At 63.7% G+C, this 19,927-nt stretch carries 16 protein-coding genes; 13 read left to right on the top strand and 3 right to left on the bottom strand.

Annotation, left to right across the window (positions count from 1 at the left end; genetic code table 11):
* The 9 genes from murD to lpxC all read left to right on the top strand — a co-directional run bounded on the left by murD (nt 1) and on the right by lpxC (nt 10,442).
* Nucleotides 1-1,347, top strand: a complete 1,347-nt coding sequence (gene murD / locus M1D87_RS21775) for a UDP-N-acetylmuramoyl-L-alanine--D-glutamate ligase (protein ID WP_039613069.1) — start codon at nt 1-3, stop codon at nt 1,345-1,347.
* Nucleotides 1,344-2,558 (top strand): putative lipid II flippase FtsW, encoded by a 1,215-nt coding sequence (gene ftsW, locus M1D87_RS21770; RefSeq protein WP_061552443.1) that lies wholly within the window; start codon nt 1,344-1,346, stop codon nt 2,556-2,558. Before murD ends, ftsW begins: the two co-directional genes overlap by 4 nt.
* On the top strand, nt 2,548-3,627 hold the full coding sequence (gene murG / locus M1D87_RS21765; protein ID WP_015271708.1) for an undecaprenyldiphospho-muramoylpentapeptide beta-N-acetylglucosaminyltransferase: 1,080 nt from the start codon (nt 2,548-2,550) through the stop codon (nt 3,625-3,627). The genes ftsW and murG overlap by 11 nt, the downstream gene beginning before the upstream one ends.
* Nucleotides 3,620-5,068: a UDP-N-acetylmuramate--L-alanine ligase gene (gene murC / locus M1D87_RS21760; RefSeq protein WP_003260781.1), complete on the top strand. Its 1,449-nt coding sequence runs from the start codon at nt 3,620-3,622 to the stop codon at nt 5,066-5,068. Before murG ends, murC begins: the two co-directional genes overlap by 8 nt.
* The gene (locus M1D87_RS21755) at nt 5,065-6,021 is read left to right on the top strand and encodes a D-alanine--D-alanine ligase (protein ID WP_015271707.1); all 957 of its coding nucleotides are present in this window, start codon (nt 5,065-5,067) and stop codon (nt 6,019-6,021) included. The genes murC and M1D87_RS21755 overlap by 4 nt, the downstream gene beginning before the upstream one ends.
* Before the next feature lie 4 nt (nt 6,022-6,025).
* Complete coding sequence (locus tag M1D87_RS21750) at nt 6,026-6,895, top strand: cell division protein FtsQ/DivIB (protein ID WP_012274056.1); 870 nt, start codon at nt 6,026-6,028, stop codon at nt 6,893-6,895.
* Nucleotides 6,896-6,909: 14 nt separating this feature from the next.
* A complete protein-coding gene (gene ftsA, locus M1D87_RS21745) occupies nt 6,910-8,166 on the top strand; it encodes a cell division protein FtsA (protein WP_015271706.1) in 1,257 nt (418 codons plus the stop codon).
* Between the two features lie 55 nt (nt 8,167-8,221).
* Nucleotides 8,222-9,418 carry a cell division protein FtsZ gene (ftsZ, locus tag M1D87_RS21740; RefSeq protein WP_003260772.1) on the top strand — a complete coding sequence of 399 codons (1,197 nt, stop codon included), beginning with the start codon at nt 8,222-8,224 and terminating at the stop codon, nt 9,416-9,418.
* Between the two features lie 112 nt (nt 9,419-9,530).
* Nucleotides 9,531-10,442, top strand: coding sequence for a UDP-3-O-acyl-N-acetylglucosamine deacetylase (lpxC, locus tag M1D87_RS21735; RefSeq protein ID WP_023661965.1), 912 nt, complete (start codon nt 9,531-9,533; stop codon nt 10,440-10,442).
* A 47-nt stretch (nt 10,443-10,489) separates the two neighbouring features.
* On the opposite strand, the gene M1D87_RS21730 is transcribed toward lpxC, so the two are convergent.
* Complete coding sequence (locus M1D87_RS21730) at nt 10,490-10,945, bottom strand: DUF721 domain-containing protein (protein ID WP_232881268.1); 456 nt, start codon at nt 10,943-10,945, stop codon at nt 10,490-10,492.
* A 390-nt stretch (nt 10,946-11,335) separates the two neighbouring features.
* On the opposite strand from M1D87_RS21730, the gene secA reads away from it, so the two are divergent.
* The 4 genes from secA (at nt 11,336) to M1D87_RS21710 (ending at nt 17,202) form a co-directional block, all read left to right on the top strand.
* Nucleotides 11,336-14,071 (top strand): preprotein translocase subunit SecA, encoded by a 2,736-nt coding sequence (secA, locus tag M1D87_RS21725; RefSeq protein ID WP_039612997.1) that lies wholly within the window; start codon nt 11,336-11,338, stop codon nt 14,069-14,071.
* 196 nt (nt 14,072-14,267) lie between these two features.
* The gene (gene argJ, locus M1D87_RS21720; protein ID WP_023662147.1) at nt 14,268-15,485 is read left to right on the top strand and encodes a bifunctional glutamate N-acetyltransferase/amino-acid acetyltransferase ArgJ; all 1,218 of its coding nucleotides are present in this window, start codon (nt 14,268-14,270) and stop codon (nt 15,483-15,485) included.
* 143 nt (nt 15,486-15,628) lie between these two features.
* Nucleotides 15,629-16,261 carry a glutathione S-transferase family protein gene (locus M1D87_RS21715; protein WP_013974104.1) on the top strand — a complete coding sequence of 211 codons (633 nt, stop codon included), beginning with the start codon at nt 15,629-15,631 and terminating at the stop codon, nt 16,259-16,261.
* Nucleotides 16,258-17,202, top strand: coding sequence for a Nudix family hydrolase (locus M1D87_RS21710; protein WP_123084994.1), 945 nt, complete (start codon nt 16,258-16,260; stop codon nt 17,200-17,202). The genes M1D87_RS21715 and M1D87_RS21710 overlap by 4 nt, the downstream gene beginning before the upstream one ends.
* Before the next feature lie 125 nt (nt 17,203-17,327).
* Here M1D87_RS21710 and M1D87_RS21705 read toward each other — a convergent pair whose 3' ends face one another.
* Nucleotides 17,328-17,894, bottom strand: a complete 567-nt coding sequence (locus M1D87_RS21705; protein WP_123084995.1) for a cob(I)yrinic acid a,c-diamide adenosyltransferase — start codon at nt 17,892-17,894, stop codon at nt 17,328-17,330.
* A 1-nt stretch (nt 17,895) separates the two neighbouring features.
* The gene (locus tag M1D87_RS21700; protein ID WP_013974101.1) at nt 17,896-19,926 is read right to left on the bottom strand and encodes a sensor histidine kinase; all 2,031 of its coding nucleotides are present in this window, start codon (nt 19,924-19,926) and stop codon (nt 17,896-17,898) included.
* Nucleotide 19,927: the final 1 nt, after the last annotated feature.

Raw genomic sequence — 19,927 nt, 5'->3', positions numbered from 1 at the left:
GTGTCCTTGATCGCTTCCGACCAATTCCGCATCGTTGTCGGCCTCGGCAAGAGCGGCATGTCCCTGGTTCGCTTCCTGGCGAGCCGGGGCATTGCCTTTGCGGTCGCCGACACCCGCGAGCAACCGCCGGAACTGGACACCCTGCGCCGTGATTACCCGCAGGTGGAAGTGCGCTGTGGTGAACTGGACGTGGACTTCCTGTGCCGCGCCAACGAGCTGTACGTCAGCCCCGGCCTGGCCCTGGCCACCCCGGCCCTGCAGCAGGCGGCCGCGCGTGGGGTGAAGTTGTCCGGTGACATCGAACTGTTCGCCCGCCACGCCAAGGCCCCGATCATTGCCATCAGCGGCTCCAACGCCAAGAGCACCGTCACCACCCTGGTGGGCGAAATGGCCGCCAAGGCAGGCAAGCGCGTGGCGGTGGGCGGCAACCTCGGTACCCCGGCGCTGGACCTGCTGGCCGATGACGTCGAGCTGTACGTGCTAGAACTGTCCAGCTTCCAGCTGGAAACCACCGACCAGCTCAACGCCGAAGTGGCCACCGTGCTGAACATCAGCGAAGACCACATGGACCGCTACAGCGGCCTGCCGGCCTACCACCTGGCCAAGCACCGGATCTTCCGTGGTGCCCGCCAGGTCGTGGTCAACCGCCAGGATGCCCTGTCCCGGCCGCTGCCGGTGGAAGGCCGCCCATGCTGGACCTTCGGTCTCAACCAACCGGATTTCAAGGCCTTCGGCCTGCGTGAAGTGGACGGCGAAAAATACCTGGCGTTCGAGTTCCAGGCGCTGATGCCGGCACGTGAGCTGAAGATTCGTGGCGCCCACAATCAGAGCAACGCCCTGGCGGCTCTGGCTCTGGGGCACGCTGCCGGCCTGCCGTTCGAACCGATGCTCGAGGCGCTGCGCGAGTTCGGCGGCCTGGCCCACCGTTGCCAGTGGGTGCGCGAGCGCAACGGCGTTAACTGGTACGACGATTCCAAGGCCACCAACGTCGGTGCTGCCCTGGCCGCGATCGAAGGCCTGGGTGCCGACATCGAAGGCAAGCTGGTGCTGATCGCCGGTGGCGATGGCAAGGGCGCCGACTTCGCCGCGTTGCGCGAGCCGGTCAAGCGCTTCTGCCGTGCCGTGGTACTGCTTGGCCGTGATGCCGAGCGCCTGGCCGAAGCCCTGGGTGACGGCGTGCAACTGGTCCGCGTCAAGACCCTCGACGACGCCGTGCAGCAATGCGCCGAACTGGCCCAGGCGGGTGATGCCGTGCTGCTGTCGCCGGCGTGCGCCAGCCTCGACATGTTCAAGAACTTCGAAGAACGCGGGCGCCTGTTCGCCCAGGCAGCGGGAGGCCTTGCATGATCTTTGGCATCCTCAAGCCCTATCCGTCGCCGCTGATCAGCGGCCGTGGCATCGACCTGGACTTCGCGATGCTCGCCGGCTGCCTGGCTTTGCTGGGCCTGGGCCTGGTGATGATCACCTCGGCGTCCTCGGAAGTGGCTGCGGTGCAGTCTGGCAACCCGCTTTACCACATGTTCCGCCACTTGGTGTACGTGTTCCTTGGGCTGGTCGCCTGTGGCGCCACCATGATGGTGCCGATCGCCACCTGGCAGCGTATGGGCTTCCTGATGCTGCTGGGGGCCTTCGGCCTGCTGGTGCTGGTGCTGGTGCCGGGTATCGGCCGCGAAGTGAACGGTTCCATGCGCTGGATCGGCTTCAGCTTCTTCAACGTGCAGCCTTCGGAAATAGCCAAGGTGTTCGTGGTCATCTACCTGGCCGGCTACCTGGTGCGCCGGCAGACCGAGGTACGCGAAACCTGGATGGGCTTCTTCAAGCCATTCATCGTGCTGCTGCCCATGGCTGCCCTGCTGCTGATGGAGCCGGACTTCGGTGCCACCGTGGTGATGATGGGCGCGGCGGCGGCCATGCTGTTCCTCGGCGGGGTGGGGCTGTTCCGCTTCAGCCTGATGGTGGTATTGGCGGTGGTTGCGGTGTTCGTCCTGGTACAGGCGCAGCCTTACCGTATGGCTCGCCTGATTACCTTTACCGACCCGTGGTCCGACCAGTTCGGCTCGGGCTACCAGCTGACCCAGGCGCTGATTGCCTTCGGCCGTGGCGAGTGGTTCGGCGTTGGTCTGGGCAACAGCGTGCAGAAGCAGTTCTACCTGCCTGAAGCGCACACCGACTTCGTGTTCTCGGTACTGGCCGAAGAACTTGGCGTGGTCGGCTCGCTGCTGACTATAGCGCTGTTCGTATTCGTGACTGTGCGTGCCCTGTATATCGGCCTGTGGGCTGAAAAAGCCAAACAGTTCTTTGCCGCTTATGTTGCGTTCGGCCTGGCCTTCCTGTGGATCGGCCAGTTCCTGATCAACATCGGTGTGAACGTCGGCCTGCTGCCGACCAAGGGCCTGACCCTGCCGTTCCTCAGCTACGGGGGCAGCTCGCTGGTGATCTGCTGTGCCTGCGTGGGTCTGTTGCTGCGTATCGAGTGGGAAAGCCGTACGCACCTGGGCAGTGAGGAGCACGAATTCAGTGAAAGCGATTTTGCCGAGGAGACCAATCATGGCCGCTGACGGCAGGAACGTACTGATCATGGCGGGCGGCACCGGGGGCCACGTGTTCCCGGCCCTGGCCTGCGCCCGTGAATTCCAGGCGCGCGGTTACAGCGTGCACTGGCTGGGCACCCCGCGTGGCATCGAGAACGAACTGGTGCCCCAGGCCGGCCTGCCGTTGCATCTGATCCAGGTCAGCGGCCTTCGCGGCAAGGGCAAGCTGTCGTTGCTCAAGGCGCCGTTCACCCTGGTCAAGGCCGTGCTGCAGGCGCGGCGTATCGTGCGTGAGCTCAAGCCGGTATGCGTGGTCGGCTTCGGTGGCTATGTGACCGGCCCAGGCGGCGTGGCCGCACGCCTGTGCGGCGTACCGCTGGTGATCCACGAGCAGAACGCTCGCGCCGGTACTACCAACCGCCTGCTGCTGCCGCTGGCTGCGCGTGTTTGCGAAGCCTTCCCGGCCACCTTCGCCGCCAGCGACAAACTGCGCACCACCGGCAACCCGGTGCGCCCGGAGCTGTTCATGGACGCCCTGCGCGCGCCGCTGGCCGAGCGCCGTGCGCGCCTGCTGGTGATGGGCGGCAGCCTGGGGGCGGAACCATTGAACAAATTGTTGCCTAAGGCCCTGTCCGAAGTGCCCCCCGCGCTGCGGCCAGAGGTGTTCCACCAGGCCGGCAAGCAACACGCGCCGGCCACCGCCGAGCGTTATCGCGAGGCGGGCGTCGAGGCTCAGGTAGAGCCCTTCATCAAGGACATGGCCCAAGCCTATGGCTGGGCCGACATTGTGGTGTGCCGGGCCGGCGCCTTGACCGTCAGTGAGCTGGCGGCAGCGGGCCTGCCTTCGATGCTGGTGCCATTGCCCCATGCGATCGACGACCACCAGACCCACAACGCCCAATATCTGGCCCGGGAAGGCGCTGCCTTCCTGATGCCACAAGCGACAACTGGCGCAGCGCAGCTCGCTGAACGCCTGAACGAGGTGCTGATGCAACCCGAGAAACTCAACGTCATGGCAGGCACCGCACGGCGCCTGGCCAAACCTGCCGCAACCAGCACCGTGGTCGATATCTGCCTGGAGGTGGCCCATGGTTGAAAGCCAGAAAGCCATGCCCCAGCCAAAGATGGGCCGTATCCGCCGTATCCACTTCGTCGGTATCGGCGGCGTGGGCATGTGCGGCATTGCCGAAGTGTTGCTGAACCTGGGCTATGAAGTGTCCGGTTCCGACCTGAAGGCTTCGCCGGTCACCGAGCGTCTGGAGTCGTTCGGTGCCGAGATTTTCGTCGGCCACCGCGCCGAGAACGCCGCCACTGCCGATGTGCTGGTGGTTTCCAGCGCTATCAACCCAGCCAACCCGGAAGTCGCCACCGCCCTCGAGCGGCGCATTCCGGTGGTGCCGCGTGCCGAGATGCTCGCCGAGCTGATGCGCTATCGGCATGGCGTGGCCGTTGCCGGCACTCATGGCAAGACCACCACCACCAGCCTGCTGGCCTCGGTGTTCGCCGCCGGTGGCCTGGACCCGACCTTCGTCATCGGTGGCCGCCTGACCGCTGCCGGCACCAATGCCCAGCTGGGTACCAGCCGCTACCTGATTGCCGAAGCAGACGAGAGCGATGCCAGCTTCCTGCACCTGCAGCCGATGGTGGCCGTGGTCACCAACATCGACGCCGACCACATGGCGACCTACGAAGGTGACTTCAACAAGTTGAAGAAAACCTTTGTCGAATTCCTGCACAACCTGCCGTTCTACGGCCTGGCCGTTATGTGCCTGGACGACCCGGTGGTGCGCGAGATCCTGCCACAGGTCAAGCGCCCGACCGTGACCTATGGCTTCAGCGACGAGGCTGACGTCCGCGCCATCAACGTTCGCCAGATGGGCATGCAGACCCACTTCACCGTGCTGCGTCGTGATCGCGAGCCGCTGGAGGTGTCGGTGAACATGCCCGGTAACCACAACGTGCTCAACGCCTTGGCCACCATCGCCATCGCCACCGACGAAGGCATCACTGACGAAGCCATCGTCCAGGGCCTGTCCGGGTTCCAGGGCGTCGGCCGCCGCTTCCAGGTGTACGGCGAACTGCCGGTCGAAGGCGGCAGCGTGATGCTGGTCGACGACTACGGCCACCACCCGACCGAAGTGGCTGCGGTGATCCAGGCCGTGCGCGGCGGTTGGCCAAGCCGCCGCCTGGTGATCGTCTACCAGCCGCACCGCTACAGCCGTACCCGCGACCTGTACGACGATTTCGTCCAGGTGTTGGGCGATGCCAACGTGCTGCTGCTGATGGAAGTCTACCCGGCTGGCGAAGAGCCGATCCCCGGCGCCGACAGCCGCCAGCTGTGCCACAGCATCCGCCAGCGCGGCAAGCTGGACCCGATCTACATCGAACGTGGTGTCGACCTTGCGCCACTGGTCAAGCCACTGCTGCGCGCTGGCGACATCCTGATCTGCCAAGGTGCCGGTGATGTCGGCGGCCTGGCCCCTCAATTGATGAAAAGCCCGCTGTTCGCTGGCGCCAAGCAGGAGAAGTCGAAATGACCAGCGCCTACGACAAACTGCACTCGACCCTGGACGTCAAGGCGTTCGGCCGCGTCGCGGTGCTGTACGGCGGCAAGAGCGCCGAGCGCGAAGTGTCGCTCAAGTCCGGCGCCGCAGTGATCGACGCGCTGACCACCGCCGGTGTCGACGTGGTCGCCATCGACGTGGGTGACGACCTGCTGGACCGCCTGCAAAGCGAGAAGATCGACCGCGCCTTCATCATCCTCCACGGCCGTGGCGGTGAAGACGGCAGCATGCAAGGCCTGCTCGAGTGCCTGGGCATTCCCTATACCGGCAGTGGCATCCTTGCCTCGGCACTGGCCATGGACAAGCTGCGCACCAAGCAGGTGTGGCAGAGCCTGGGCATTCCGACCCCGCGCCACGCGGTGCTGGCGAGCGAAAGCGATTGTTTGCAGGCCAGTACGGAACTGGGCTTCCCGCTTATCGTCAAACCCGCCCATGAAGGTTCCAGCATCGGCATGGCCAAGGTGAACAGCGCCCAGGAACTGGTCGCCGCCTGGCAGGATGCCGCCCGTTACGATTCCCAGGTACTGGTGGAGCAGTGGATCCACGGGCCGGAGTTCACCGTCGCGGTATTGCGCGGCCAGGTGCTGCCGCCGATCGCCCTGGGTACACCGCACGTGTTCTACGACTACGACGCCAAGTACATCGCCAACGATACCCAGTATCGCATTCCCTGCGGCCTGGACAGCGTCAAGGAACAGGAACTGATCGACCTGACCGCGCGTGCCTGCGATGCCATCGGCATCGAAGGCTGGGGGCGGCTGGACGTGATGCAGGACGAGCAGGGCCGGTTCTGGCTGCTCGAAGTCAACACCGCACCCGGCATGACCGACCATAGCCTGGTGCCCATGGCGGCCCGCGCGGCCGGCCTGGACTTCCAGCAACTGGTGCTGGCGATCCTGGCCGAGAGCGTGGCGACGCGAGGTTAAAACCATGCAAGGCGCGATGATACGTCAGCAGCAACCCGTTACCGGCCGTAGCAAGCCGGTGCCGCGTGGTGCCAGCAGGCTGGTGGCCGACGAGCCCGTATCGGCGCGCCTGCCGCGGCCAAGCCTGGGGGGCCTCAAGCGCCTGTTGTGGCCGGTGCTGTTGGTGGCGGCCGGGTTTGGCGCCTACGAGGGCGCCATTCGCCTGATGCCATATGCCGACCGGCCGATCACCAAGATCGACGTGCAGGGCGACCTCAGCTACATCAGCCAGCAGTCGGTGCAGCAGCGTATCGCGCCCTACGTGGCAGCGAGCTTCTTCAGCGTCGACCTGCCGGCGATGCGCGCAGAACTCGAGCAGATGCCGTGGATCGCCCATGCAGAAGTGCGCCGGGTGTGGCCAGACGAGGTGGTGATCCGCCTGGAAGAACAGTTGCCGGTGGCGCGCTGGGGTGACGAAGCCTTGCTCAACAACCAGGGCCAGGCTTTCACCCCGCGCGAACTGGCCAACTACGAGCACCTGCCGCAGCTGGCCGGGCCGCAGCGTGCTCAGCAACAAGTCATGCAGCAGTATCAGGTATTGAGCCAGATGCTGCGCCCCCTGGGCTTTTCCATCGCTCGCCTGGAGCTGCGCGAGCGAGGCAGCTGGTTCTTGACCACGGGCGCGAGCAGCGCCGGGCCGGGCATCGAGCTGCTGCTGGGGCGCGACCATCTGGTGGAGAAGATGCGCCGTTTCATTGCCATTTACGACAAGACACTCAAAGACCAGATCACCACTATCGCCCGCATTGATCTGCGTTACTCCAACGGACTTGCCGTTGGTTGGCGGGAACCGATTGCACCGACGACGGCCCAACCCGCCGTTGCGAAGAATTAGAGAGAGGCAGGACCATGGCAAACGCGCATAGCGGCAAAATGATCGTCGGGCTGGACATCGGCACCTCCAAGGTGGTGGCGCTGGTGGGTGAAGTGGGCGAGGACGGCACCCTGGAAATCGTCGGGATCGGTACTCATCCGTCCCGCGGCCTGAAAAAAGGCGTGGTGGTTAACATCGAGTCCACCGTGCAGTCGATCCAGCGCGCCGTGGAAGAAGCGCAGCTGATGGCCGGCTGCCGCATCCACTCGGCCTTCGTCGGTGTGGCCGGCAACCACATCCGCAGCCTGAACTCCCACGGCATCGTCGCCATCCGCGACCGCGAGGTCAGCCTGGCCGACCTGGAGCGCGTACTCGACGCCGCCCAGGCCGTTGCCATCCCGGCCGACCAGCGCGTGCTGCACACCCTGCCGCAGGACTACGTGATCGACAACCAGGAAGGCGTGCGCGAGCCGCTGGGCATGTCTGGTGTACGTCTGGAAGCCAAGGTCCACGTGGTCACCTGCGCGGTCAACGCGGCGCAGAACATCGAGAAGTGCGTACGGCGTTGCGGCCTGGAAATCGACGACATCATCCTCGAGCAGCTGGCCTCGGCCTACTCGGTGCTGACCGACGATGAAAAAGAGCTGGGCGTGTGCCTGGTTGACATCGGCGGTGGCACTACCGACATCGCCATCTTCACCGAGGGCGCGATCCGTCACACCGCGGTGATCCCGATTGCCGGCGACCAGGTGACCAACGACATCGCCATGGCGCTGCGTACTCCGACCCAGTACGCCGAAGAAATCAAGATCCGCTACGCCTGCGCCCTGGCCAAACTGGCTGGCGCCGGCGAGACCATCAAGGTGCCGAGCGTGGGCGATCGCCCACCGCGCGAGCTGTCGCGCCAGGCCCTGGCCGAGGTGGTGGAGCCACGTTACGACGAGCTCTTCACCCTGATCCAGGCCGAACTGCGCCGCAGTGGTTATGAGGACCTGGTGCCGGCCGGCATCGTCCTCACCGGCGGCACCGCGAAGATGGAAGGCGCCGTGGAACTGGCCGAGGAGATCTTCCACATGCCGGTACGCCTGGGCGTACCGCACAGCGTTCGGGGGCTCAGCGACGTGGTTCGCAACCCGATCTATTCCACCGGCGTGGGCTTGCTCACCTACGGTCTGCAGAAGCAGACCGAAGACCTGCCCCTGACCGGTAACAGCAGCAACAACAGCTATGGCGATGAACCGAAGGCTCCAGTGCTTGAACGCTTCAAGCGCTGGGTCCAGGGCAATTTCTAAGTTTCAAAGCAGTAGTGGTAGGCGCGACAACTAGAGAACTGTAAGGAGAGGGAAAATGTTCGAGCTCGTAGACAACGTCCCGCAAAGCCCGGTCATCAAAGTGATCGGTGTTGGCGGTGGTGGCGGCAACGCCGTCAACCACATGGTCAAGAGCAGCATCGAAGGCGTGGAATTCATCTGCGCCAACACCGATGCCCAGGCGCTGAAGAACATCGGCGCGCGCACCATCCTGCAATTGGGCACTGGCGTGACCAAGGGCCTGGGTGCCGGTGCCAATCCAGAAGTCGGCCGTCAGGCCGCGCTGGAAGACCGTGAGCGCATCGCTGAAGTGCTGCAGGGCACCAACATGGTGTTCATCACCACTGGCATGGGCGGCGGTACCGGTACCGGTGCAGCGCCGATCATCGCCGAAGTGGCCAAGGAAATGGGCATTCTCACCGTTGCCGTGGTGACCCGTCCGTTCCCGTTCGAAGGCCGCAAGCGCATGCAGATCGCCGATGAAGGCATCCGCATGCTGGCCGAAAGCGTCGACTCGTTGATCACCATCCCCAACGAGAAGCTGCTGACCATCCTGGGCAAGGATGCCAGCCTGCTGTCCGCCTTCGCCAAGGCCGACGACGTACTGGCCGGTGCCGTGCGCGGTATCTCCGATATCATCAAGCGCCCGGGCATGATCAACGTCGACTTCGCCGACGTGCGTACCGTGATGGGTGAAATGGGCATGGCCATGATGGGTACTGGCTGCGCCAGCGGCCCGAACCGTGCGCGTGAAGCCACCGAGGCAGCGATCCGCAACCCGCTGCTGGAAGACGTCAACCTGCAGGGCGCCCGCGGCATCCTGGTGAACATCACCGCAGGCCCTGACCTGTCGCTGGGTGAGTATTCCGATGTGGGTAGCATCATCGAAGCCTTCGCCTCCGACCACGCCATGGTCAAGGTCGGCACCGTGATCGACCCGGACATGCGCGACGAGCTGCACGTGACCGTGGTGGCTACTGGCCTGGGCGCGCGCATCGAGAAGCCTGTGAAGGTGGTCGACAACACCCTGCAGACTGCCCAGCAGGTGTACGAGGCCTCCAACCCGGCGCCGGTTCGCCAGGAGCAGCCTGCGGTCAACTACCGTGACCTGGAGCGCCCGACCGTAATGCGCAACCAGGCTCATGCAGGTGCCGCTGCAGCCGCTAAACTGAACCCTCAGGATGACCTGGACTACCTTGATATCCCGGCATTCCTGCGTCGTCAGGCTGATTAATGGAATTTATCAGGGGTATAAAGGTGATTGGTATTCATCAAAGGTTGGGTCTGTTATCATCCCCAGCCTTTGTTGATACCTGTTCGCAATTTGCGCTGAAGCGGCCAATGCCATGATTAAACAACGCACCCTGAAGAATACCATCCGTGCCACAGGTGTCGGTCTGCACTCCGGGGAGAAGGTTTACCTGACCCTCAAGCCTGCACCTGTTGACACCGGCATCGTCTTCCGCCGCGCCGACCTCGACCCTGTGGTCGAAATCCCGGCGCGCGCGGCCAACGTCGGCGAGACAACCATGTCGACGACGCTGGTCAACGGTGACGTCAAGGTCGATACGGTCGAGCACCTGCTCTCCGCCATGGCGGGCCTGGGCATCGATAACGCCTACGTCGAGCTCTCCGCCTCGGAAGTGCCGATCATGGATGGCAGCGCCGGACCCTTTGTATTCCTGATTCAGTCTGCCGGCCTGGAAGAACAGGACGCAGCCAAGAAGTTCATCCGCATCCTGCGTGAGGTAACCGTGGAAGAGGGCGACAAGCGCGCCACTTTCCTGCCTTTCGACGGTTTCAAGGTGAGCTTCGAGATCGACTTCGATCATCCGGTGCTTCGCAACCGGACCCAGAGCGCGAGCGTCGACTTTTCCAGCACCTCGTTCGTGAAGGAAGTCAGCCGCGCGCGTACCTTCGGTTTCATGCGTGACATCGAGTACCTGCGCAAGCACAACCTTGCGCTGGGTGGCAGTGTCGAGAACGCCATCGTGGTCGATGAGGACGGCGTGCTCAACGAAGACGGCCTTCGTTACGAAGACGAATTCGTCAAGCACAAGATCCTCGACGCTATCGGCGACCTCTACCTGCTGGGCAACAGCCTGATTGGCGAGTTCAAGGGCTACAAGTCCGGCCACGCGCTGAACAACCAGCTGTTGCGCAAGCTGATTGCCGAAACCGATGCCTGGGAAGTGGTCACCTTCGAAGATGCCAGCACGGCACCGATCTCGTACATGCGCCCTGTTGCGGCCGTGTAAGTTCGAACACTCTCTAGTTCATTAAGGCCACCTTCGGGTGGCCTTTTTTATGGCTTGTCCCGGGCGTGGGCGGCCAATCGTTCCAGTGCTGCGCGCAGCTTGGGGTCAGTGATGCCCTCGGCGGTATCACGCAGGCTCTCGGCTGCGTTATTGGACAGTTCTGCGGCATTGCCACCACGCTTGGCTGGCGCCAGTGGTGGCTGGACCTTGTACAGGATGCGCCTGAGGTTGGCGAATGCCTCCATGGCCTGTAATGCAGACATCAAGCGTTTCTGCTGATAGCGCAGGCGGGTTGCCCAATGGCCGTCGGTCACCACCAGCAACAATGTGCCATCGCGCCACGACGCCACATGGCAGTGCTCGCGGGCGGCCGGTTGCAGCTGGCTTTCCAGCAGGCGCTGCAGGTGCTCCAGGCGTTCGGCCTGGTTCAGCAGCAGGCGCAGCGGGCGGACCTGGCGGAGCAGGGCCGAGGGCGGCTGGGCGGGGGAGGGTTTGTAGGCCATGGTGGTACGCATGAGGTTACATGGTCCGCAGTCTAACATCTCTATAGCCTGCACTGGCCTCTTCGCGGGTGAACCCGCTCCCACAGGTACGGCACTGCCCTTGATGTGTAGGTGATCCTGTGGGAGCGGGTTTACCCGCGAAGAGGCCGGCACAGATAACAAAAGACAAGACTCATTCTCGATACGTTTCATCTTCCCGAACCTTGAACTCAGGGAAAATGCCCCTATCTAAAACAAGCCCCCGCCAAAACGCTGTCCAAGCATCGTGGAAATCCACCACTTTCCTCACCATCGTTTCCGGGTAGAATGCTCGTTCGCATGCGGCCTCAGGGCTGCACGGGCGACTCATGGGGCCGCCCTCCATCCCTACGTGTGGAAGATCCTGCCGATATGTTTGCGCCTTTGTTAAAGAAACTTTTTGGAAGCAAGAACGAGCGTGAAGTCAAACGCATGCTCAAGACGGTGAACATCGTCAATGCTCTCGAAGAGAAGATGGTGGCCCTCTCCGACGAGCAACTGCGGGGCAAGACCGCAGAGTTCAAGGAGCGCCTGGCCAAAGGCGAGACACTGGACCAGTTGCTGCCTGAAGCCTTCGCCGTGGCCCGTGAGGCCGGCAAGCGCGTAATGGGCATGCGCCACTTCGACGTGCAGCTGATCGGTGGCATGACCCTGCACGAGGGCATGATCGCAGAAATGCGTACCGGTGAAGGCAAGACCTTGGTCGGTACCCTGGCCGTGTATCTCAACGCATTGTCCGGCAAGGGCGTGCACGTGGTCACCGTCAACGACTACCTGGCCCGCCGCGACGCCAACTGGATGCGCCCGCTGTACGAGTTCCTCGGCCTGTCGGTCGGCATCGTCTCGGCCTTCCAGCCGCCGGAAGAAAAGCGTGCTGCCTACGCGTCCGACATCACCTACGGTACCAACAACGAATTCGGTTTCGACTACCTGCGCGACAACATGGCGTTCAGCCAGGAAGAGAAGTTCCAGCGTGAACTGAACTTCGCCGTGATCGACGAAGTCGACTCCATCCTCATCGACGAAGCGCGTACCCCGCTGATCATTTCCGGCCAGGCCGAGGACAGCTCCAAGCTGTACATCGAGATCAACCGTCTGATCCCGCGCCTTACCCAGCACATCGAGGAAGTGGAAGGCCAGGTCACCCAGGAAGGCCACTTCACCATTGACGAAAAGAGCCGTCAGGTCGAGCTGAACGAAGCCGGTCACCAGTTCATCGAAGAGATGCTCACCCAGTCCGGCCTGCTGGCCGAGGGCGAGAGCCTGTATTCGGCGCATAACCTGAGCCTGCTGACCCACGTCTATGCTGGCCTGCGCGCGCACAAGCTGTTCCACCGCAACATCGAATACATCGTCCAGGACGGCCAGGTCCTGCTGATCGACGAGCACACCGGCCGTACCATGCCGGGCCGCCGTCTGTCCGAAGGCCTGCACCAGGCCATCGAAGCAAAAGAGAACCTGAACATCCAGGCCGAGAGCCAGACCCTGGCTTCGACTACCTTCCAGAACTACTTCCGCCTGTACACCAAGCTGTCCGGCATGACCGGTACCGCTGACACCGAAGCGTTCGAGTTCCAGTCGATCTATGGTCTCAACGTGATGGTCATTCCGCCGAACAAACCGTTGGCACGTAAAGACTTCAACGACCTGGTGTACCTGACCGCCGACGAGAAATACGCCGCGATCATCGCCGACATCAAGGAAAGCATGAAGCAGGGTCGCCCGGTGCTGGTGGGTACTGCGACCATCGAAACCTCCGAGCACATGTCCAACCTCCTGAAGAAGGAAGGTATCGACCACAAGGTGCTCAACGCCAAGTACCACGAGAAGGAAGCCGAGATCATCGCGCAAGCCGGTGCGCCAGGTGCCCTGACCATCGCCACCAACATGGCCGGCCGTGGTACCGACATCCTGCTGGGCGGTAACTGGGAAGCCGAAGTGGCAGCCCTGGAAAACCCGACCGCCGAGCAGATCGCCCAGATCAAGGCCGACTGGCAGAAGCGTCACCAGCAGGTGATCGAGTCGGGTGGCCTGCACGTGATCGCTTCCGAGCGCCACGAATCGCGCCGTATCGACAACCAGCTGCGTGGCCGTTCCGGCCGTCAGGGCGACCCGGGCTCCAGCCGCTTCTACCTGTCGCTGGAAGACAGCCTGATGCGTATCTTCGCCTCTGACCGGGTGAAGAACTTCATGAAGGCGCTGGGCATGCAGTCCGGCGAGGCCATCGAGCACCGCATGGTCACCAACGCCATCGAGAAGGCCCAGCGCAAGGTCGAAGGCCGCAACTTCGACATCCGCAAGCAGTTGCTGGAATACGACGACGTGGCCAACGAGCAGCGCAAGGTGATCTACCACATGCGCAACAGCCTGCTGGCCGCCGAGAACATCGGCGACACCATCGTCGAATTCCGCAAGGAAGTACTGGACGCTACCATCAGCCAGCACATTCCGCCGCAGTCGCTGCCCGAACAGTGGGACGTGGCCGGCCTGGAGGCTGCGCTGGCCAGCGATTTCGCCATGAAGCTGCCGATCCAGCAGTGGCTCGACGAGGACGATCACCTCTACGAAGAGACCCTGCGCGAGAAGCTGCTGAACGAAATCACCACCGCGTACACCGAGAAGGAAGACCAGGCCGGTATCGAAGCCCTGCGTACCTTCGAGAAGCAGATCCTGCTGCGTGTGCTGGATGACCTGTGGAAAGACCACCTGTCGACCATGGACCACCTGCGTCACGGTATCCACCTGCGTGGTTATGCGCAGAAGAACCCGAAGCAGGAGTACAAGCGCGAATCCTTCAGCCTGTTCCAGGAGCTGCTCGAGTCGATCAAGCGCGACACCATCCGCGTGCTGTCGCACGTTCAGGTTCGCCGCGAAGACCCGGTCGAAGAGGAAGCACGCCTGCGCCGCGAGGCCGAGGAACTGGCCAGCCGCATGCAGTTCCAGCATGCCGCTGCTCCGGGCCTGGAAAGCGAGCAGCTGAACGAGGAGGGCGCCGAAGTGGCCGTTGCCTCGGCACCGGTGCGCAACGAGCAGAAGCTGGGCCGCAACGAGCCGTGCTGGTGTGGTTCGGGCAAGAAGTTCAAGCATTGCCACGGGCAGATCGAGTGATCTGACCAGGCTGTTGTAACCTGAAACATCCGGGGCCGCTTTGCGGCCCATTCGCGGCACAAGGCCGCTCCTACAGGGACCGCGCCCGCCCCAATGGTTGCGATGTCCTTGTAGGAGCGGCCTTGTGCCGCGAATGGGGCGCGAAGCGGCCCCGCTCTTCCATCACCTGTTCACCGTATTTTCTAGGAGCGCTCTAATGGCTGTTGGTCTTGGTCCTTTGCCCACCCTGCACCCGGTTCCGGGTTTTGAACTCGGCATCGCTTCTGCCGGCATCAAGCGCCCTGGGCGCAAGGATGTGGTGGTCATGCGCTGCGCCGAAGGCTCCAGCGTGGCTGGCGTGTTCACCCTCAACGCCTTCTGCGCAGCGCCGGTGATCCTGTCCAAGCAGCGTGTGCAGGGCACCGTGCGCTATCTGCTGACCAACACTGGTAACGCCAACGCCGGCACCGGCGCGCCAGGCCTGGCCGCCGCCGAGCGCACCTGCGCCAAGCTGGCCGAACTGGCCGGCGTACCGGCCGAGTCGGTACTGCCATTCTCCACCGGCGTGATCGGCGAGCCGCTGCCGGTCGAGAAGATCGAAGGCGCACTGCAGGCCGCCCTCGACAACCTGTCGGAAAACCACTGGGCTGAAGCTGCCACCGGCATCATGACCACCGACACCCTGCCCAAGGGGGCCAGCCGCCAGTTCCAGCACGATGGCGTGACGGTTACCGTCACCGGCATCAGCAAGGGTGCAGGCATGATCCGCCCGAACATGGCCACCATGCTCGGCTACATCGCCACCGACGCCAAGGTTGCCCCGGCGGTGCTCAAGGACCTGATGCTGGACGGCGCCAACAAGTCGTTCAACCGCATCACCATCGATGGCGACACCTCGACCAACGACTGCTGCATGCTGATTGCCACTGGCAAGGCCAACCTGCCGGAAGTCACCGAAGCCAGCGGCGCACTGTTCGAAGCGCTGAAGAAGGCAGTGTTCGAAGTGTGCATGGAAGTGGCCCAAGCCATCGTCCGTGACGGCGAAGGCGCCACCAAGTTCGTTACCGTGCAGGTCAACGGCGGTGGCAACCACCAGGAATGCCTGGACGTCGGCTACGCCGTGGCCCACTCGCCGCTGATCAAGACTGCGCTGTTCGCTTCCGACCCCAACTGGGGCCGTATCCTCGCCGCCGTCGGCCGTGCCGGCGTACCGGAGCTGGACGTGAGCCTGATCGATGTGTACCTGGACAGCGTGTGCATTGCCAGCAAAGGCGGCCGTAGCCCGAGCTACACCGAAGACCAGGGCGCCAAGGTTATGGCCCAGGAAGAGATCACCATCCGTATCGAGCTGGGCCGTGGCCAGTGCAGCGAAACCATCTGGACCACCGACCTGTCCCACGAGTACGTGAAGATCAACGCCGAGTACCGTACCTGATGTAATTGGGGCCGCTTTGCGGCCCATCGCTACACAAGGCCGCTCCCACAAGGACCTGCGTACGCCGCCCCATGTGGGAGCGGCCTTGTGTCGCGAAAGGGCTGCAGAGCAGCCCCAGAATTCCCAAACGATGGAGCCGAACCATGAGCTATCACCTGATCATCGGCGACAAGCTGTATTCCTCCTGGTCGCTGCGTGGCGCCCTGGCCCTCGAGCTGGCTGGCGTGCCTTACGAAGAAACACTGATCAAGCTGAACCAGCCTGACACCCGTCAGCGCATCCTCGCCTTTTCGGCTACCGGCAAGGTACCGCTGCTCAAGACCGAGCACGGTGTGATCGCCGACTCGCTGGCCATTGCCGAATACCTCAACGAACGCCACCCCGACGCGCAGCTGTGGCCTGCCGACGTGGCGGCCCGGGCCCAGGCCCGTTCGGCCTGCGCGCAGATGCACAGCGGCTTCTTCGCCCTGCGCGGCGCGATGCCGTTCGACCTGTCGCGCGACCAGGCGCTGGACGGTGTGCCGCTGGAGGTTCAAATCGATATCGACCGTATCGTTGCACTGTGGTCGGAATGTCGCCTTGCGGCCAAGGACAGCGGCCCGTTCCTGTTCGGCAGGCCGAGCCTGGCTGATGCCTTCTTCGCCCCGGTGGCGGTGCGCTTGCGCACCTACCGTGTGGAAGTGCCTGCAGAGGCAGCGGCTTATATCGAAACCATTTATCAGTGGCCAGCCTTCCAGGCCTGGCAAAAGGCTGGCCTGGCGGAGCGTGAAGGGTGAAACGGATTCATGTTGTAGCTGCTGTCATTCGCGGTACTGACGGCCGTATTCTGATCGCACGGCGCGCCGATACCCAGCACCAGGGCGGTCTGTGGGAATTCCCGGGCGGCAAGGTGGAAGAGGGTGAGGGCGTCGAGGCGGCGCTGGCCCGCGAGCTGCGCGAGGAGCTGGGTATCGAGGTGAGCCGTTCGCGCGCGCTGATCAAGGTCAGCCACGATTACCCGGACAAGCAGGTGCTGCTGGATGTGCGCGAAGTCGAGGCATTCGCCGGCGAGCCGCATGGCGCCGAAGGGCAGCCGCTGGAATGGGTTGCTCCACGCGATTTGCCCCAATACGAATTCCCCGAGGCCAACAAGCCGATCGTTGCAGCCGCGCGCCTGCCGGATCAGTACCTGATCACCCCCGATGGCCTGGAAGTGCCGCAGATGCTCAAGGGCATCCAGAAGGCAGTGGCCAGTGGCATTCGCCTGATCCAGTTGCGTGCCCCGGACATGTACGATCCCAAGTATCGCGATGTGGCGGTGGATGCGGTCGGCCTTTGCGCGGGCAAGGCGCAGCTGATGCTCAAGGGGCCGCTGGAGTGGCTGGGTGACTTCCCAGCCGCGGGTTGGCACCTGACGGCTGCACAACTGCGCAAATATGCCGCCAACGGCCGGCCGTTCCCCAAGGAGCGCTGGCTGGCGGCGTCCTGCCACAGTGCCGAAGAGCTGGCGCTGGCGGAGCAGATGGGCGTGGACTTCGTCACCTTGTCGCCGGTGCAGGCAACCCGGACACACCCTGAGGCGGTGCCGCTGGGGTGGGACGAGGCACAGCGGTTGATTGCCGGGTTCAACAAGCCGGTCTATCTGCTGGGTGGGGTAGGGCCGGGTGAGCGCGAGCAGACCTGGGAAGCGGGGGCACAGGGTGTGGCCGGGATCCGGGCGTTCTGGCCTGAGATCTGAGTCGCCTGTAATTGGGGCCGCTTTGCGGCCCATCGCCGGCAAGCCAGCACCCACAGAGGCAGCACAGACCGGGCTCTGTGGGAGCTGGCTTGCCGGCGATGGGCTGCGCAGCAGCCCCAGAAATATCAACCGTTTGGTTTCTCAGCAGGCTGCCACAAAACCTCCGCCACCCCCTGCCGCCGCCCAATAATCCGCGCGGCCACGAACAGCAGATCCGAAAGCCGGTTGATATACGCCAACCCAACCCCCGCCAACGGCTCCAGCGCATTCAGCTGCTGGCACCGCCGCTCTGCACTGCGCGCCAGGCTCCGGCACACATGCGCCTGCGCCACCAGCGCCGAGCCACTGGGCAAGATGAAGTTTTTCAACGGCCCCAGCTCTTCATTCCACACATCGATCGCTGCCTCAAGCCGCTCCACCTCCGTCAGGTTCAACGCCTGATAACTGGGCATCGCCAGCTCACCGCCCAGGTCGAACAGGCGGTGCTGACACGGCGCCAACACCGCGCTCACTTCATCCAGCCCTTGTTCGGCCAGCCCCGCCAGCAGCAAACCCAGCTGGCTGTTCAGGCTGTCCACCTCGCCAATCGCCTCGATTCGCGGGTGGTCCTTGGGCACTCGGCGCCCGTCGCCCAGGCCGGTTTCGCCTTTGTCGCCGGTGCGGGTGTAGATCTTCGACAGGCGGTAGCCCATGTCATTTCTCCATTTTGGCCGGCGCCACCGCTGCCGGCTGGCCAAGGGGCAGGCGCAGGGTGAAGCAGGTGCCCTGGCCGGGCGTGGACTGCACTTCCATCTGCCCCTTGTGGTTGTTGGTGATGATGAAGTACGAGACCGACAGCCCCAGCCCGGTACCCTGGCCGATTTCCTTGGTGGTGAAGAACGGCTCGAAGGTGCGCTTGCGCACCCCTTCGGGCATGCCGACGCCGTTATCCTCGACCTGGATTTCCGCCCATGGCGGGCTCAAGCGGGTGCGCAGGGTGATGCGCCCGGGCTCGCTCGGCTGTGGCCGCTGGTGGATGGCCTGGGCCGCGTTTTTCAGCAGGTTGAGCAGCACCTGCTCCAATTCGTTGGCGGTGCACGGCACCGGCCCCAGGTCGGGGTCGAACTGACGCACGATGGCCTGGCCCTTGAAATCGAAGCCTATGGCCAGGTCGAAGTCGTTGCTGGCAATTTCAACCGCCTGATCGATCAGCGCCGGCAGGTCGCACGGCGCCAGCTGACGGTTGCTGCGGCGGCTGAAGCTGAGCATGTGGGTGACGATCTTCGCTGCCCGGGCACCGGCCTGCTGGATGCCGTCGAGCAATTGCGGCACTTCGCGGCTCTCCAGGTAGCGGTTGACCGTGGGCAGGTCGATGCCCAGCTCCTCTGCCTGTTCCTGATTGCGCGGCAGTTCTGGTGACAGGCGCCGGCGGATGTTCTGCACGTTATGCAGGATCGCGCCCAGCGGGTTGTTGATCTCGTGGGCCATGCCGGCGGCCAGGCCGCCGACCGAAAGCATCTTTTCCGATTGCACCATCATTTCTTCCAGCGACAGGCGCTGGGTGATGTCGTCGATACGGATGACAACGCCACGGCCGCCGCCACCGGTCAGCGGGTAGAAGGTCAGGGCGTAGTGGCGCAGGTCGTCACCCTTGGGCCAGGTGACCCGTTCGATCTTTGCCACCCGGTGCTTTTCCACTGTTTCCTTCAGTTGCGGCAGGAACGGCTTGAGCGGTTCGAAGGCAATGAAGATCGGCTGATTCAGCGCCTCGTCCAGAGGCGTGCCGGAAAGTACCGTGGCTTCGTGGTTCCACTGGGTCACGTAGAGCTGTTCATCCAGGGCGATCAGCGCCGAGGGCATCGAGTCGATGATGCTGTTGAGGTAGTTCTGGAAGCCGGTGAGCTTTTTCTCGATCTTGCTGCGCACCTGGACTTCCAGTTCCAGCTTGCGATTGGTGTGGCGGGTTTCCTCGGCCAGGCCCTGGGCCTGGTCGTAGGCCTCCTGAAACTCGTCGCGGGTGCGCTTGAGTTGCTGTTCGCGGGCTTCGATGCGCGAGAGCATGGTGTTGAACGCTTCGGCCAGGCTGCCGATTTCGTCGTCGTTACCGCGCTGCGCGCGCAAGGCATAGCTCTCTTCGCGGGTGACCTGGCGGCTGAGCTCTTCGAGCTGGTTGATCGGCTGGGTGATCAGGCGTTTTATCTGTCGGGCGATGACGATCCACAGCAGGATGCTGAACACCAGGATGCCCAGGCTGGCGCTGAGGGTGCCGGTATAGAAAGCCGTGGGCAGTTCACTGCTGGCCACCAGCAGCAGGTGTGCGGGCGGGTTGGCGTCACGTGGCATGCGGATCAGCTGGGTGCTGCGAAACTCCATCAGGCGCCAGCCGTCGATGTTGCGAAAACGCTTGGGCAGTGCCAGCGGCTCGCCATGCTGCAGCTGCGCCAACATGCGGCCATCGCCACCGTAGACGGCAGCGGCGCGCAGCGGCGTGTAGCTGTCCAGCTCTTTCAGCAGGGCGCTGGCGGTGTCCGGTGTATCGCCGGCGCGCGCCGCCAGTTGCGGGTTGGCCACCAGCCGGCCGATGGTGTGCAGCGCCTGTGGCGCCATGCTTTCCTGGGTGATCCAGTAGGCGGCGCTGATGAAGGTGAGGTTGGCCACCAACAGGATGGTCACCAGCAACACCAGCAGGGCTGCCAGCAGCTTCTGCCCGACCGGGAGGTTTTCCAGGCGTTGGCGCAAAGTCATG

This window comes from Pseudomonas sp. SA233 (assembly GCF_054792385.1).
The sequence above is the reverse complement of the archived record's forward strand: the minus strand, read 5'-3'. Positions and strand labels throughout refer to the sequence as shown.

Bases quoted from the DNA above. Each gene is read 5' to 3' on its own strand.
- ftsW (WP_061552443.1), top strand. From the start codon at position 1,344: ATGATCTTTGGCATCCTCAAGCCCTATCCGTCGCCGCTGATCAGCGGC.
- murG (WP_015271708.1), top strand. From the start codon at position 2,548: ATGGCCGCTGACGGCAGGAACGTACTGATCATGGCGGGCGGCACCGGG.
- murC (WP_003260781.1), top strand. From the start codon at position 3,620: ATGGTTGAAAGCCAGAAAGCCATGCCCCAGCCAAAGATGGGCCGTATC.
- M1D87_RS21755 (WP_015271707.1), top strand. From the start codon at position 5,065: ATGACCAGCGCCTACGACAAACTGCACTCGACCCTGGACGTCAAGGCG.
- M1D87_RS21750 (WP_012274056.1), top strand. From the start codon at position 6,026: ATGCAAGGCGCGATGATACGTCAGCAGCAACCCGTTACCGGCCGTAGC.
- ftsA (WP_015271706.1), top strand. From the start codon at position 6,910: ATGGCAAACGCGCATAGCGGCAAAATGATCGTCGGGCTGGACATCGGC.
- ftsZ (WP_003260772.1), top strand. From the start codon at position 8,222: ATGTTCGAGCTCGTAGACAACGTCCCGCAAAGCCCGGTCATCAAAGTG.
- lpxC (WP_023661965.1), top strand. From the start codon at position 9,531: ATGATTAAACAACGCACCCTGAAGAATACCATCCGTGCCACAGGTGTC.
- M1D87_RS21730 (WP_232881268.1), bottom strand. From the start codon at position 10,945: ATGGCCTACAAACCCTCCCCCGCCCAGCCGCCCTCGGCCCTGCTCCGC.
- secA (WP_039612997.1), top strand. From the start codon at position 11,336: ATGTTTGCGCCTTTGTTAAAGAAACTTTTTGGAAGCAAGAACGAGCGT.
- argJ (WP_023662147.1), top strand. From the start codon at position 14,268: ATGGCTGTTGGTCTTGGTCCTTTGCCCACCCTGCACCCGGTTCCGGGT.
- M1D87_RS21715 (WP_013974104.1), top strand. From the start codon at position 15,629: ATGAGCTATCACCTGATCATCGGCGACAAGCTGTATTCCTCCTGGTCG.
- M1D87_RS21705 (WP_123084995.1), bottom strand. From the start codon at position 17,894: ATGGGCTACCGCCTGTCGAAGATCTACACCCGCACCGGCGACAAAGGC.
- M1D87_RS21700 (WP_013974101.1), bottom strand. From the start codon at position 19,926: ATGACTTTGCGCCAACGCCTGGAAAACCTCCCGGTCGGGCAGAAGCTG.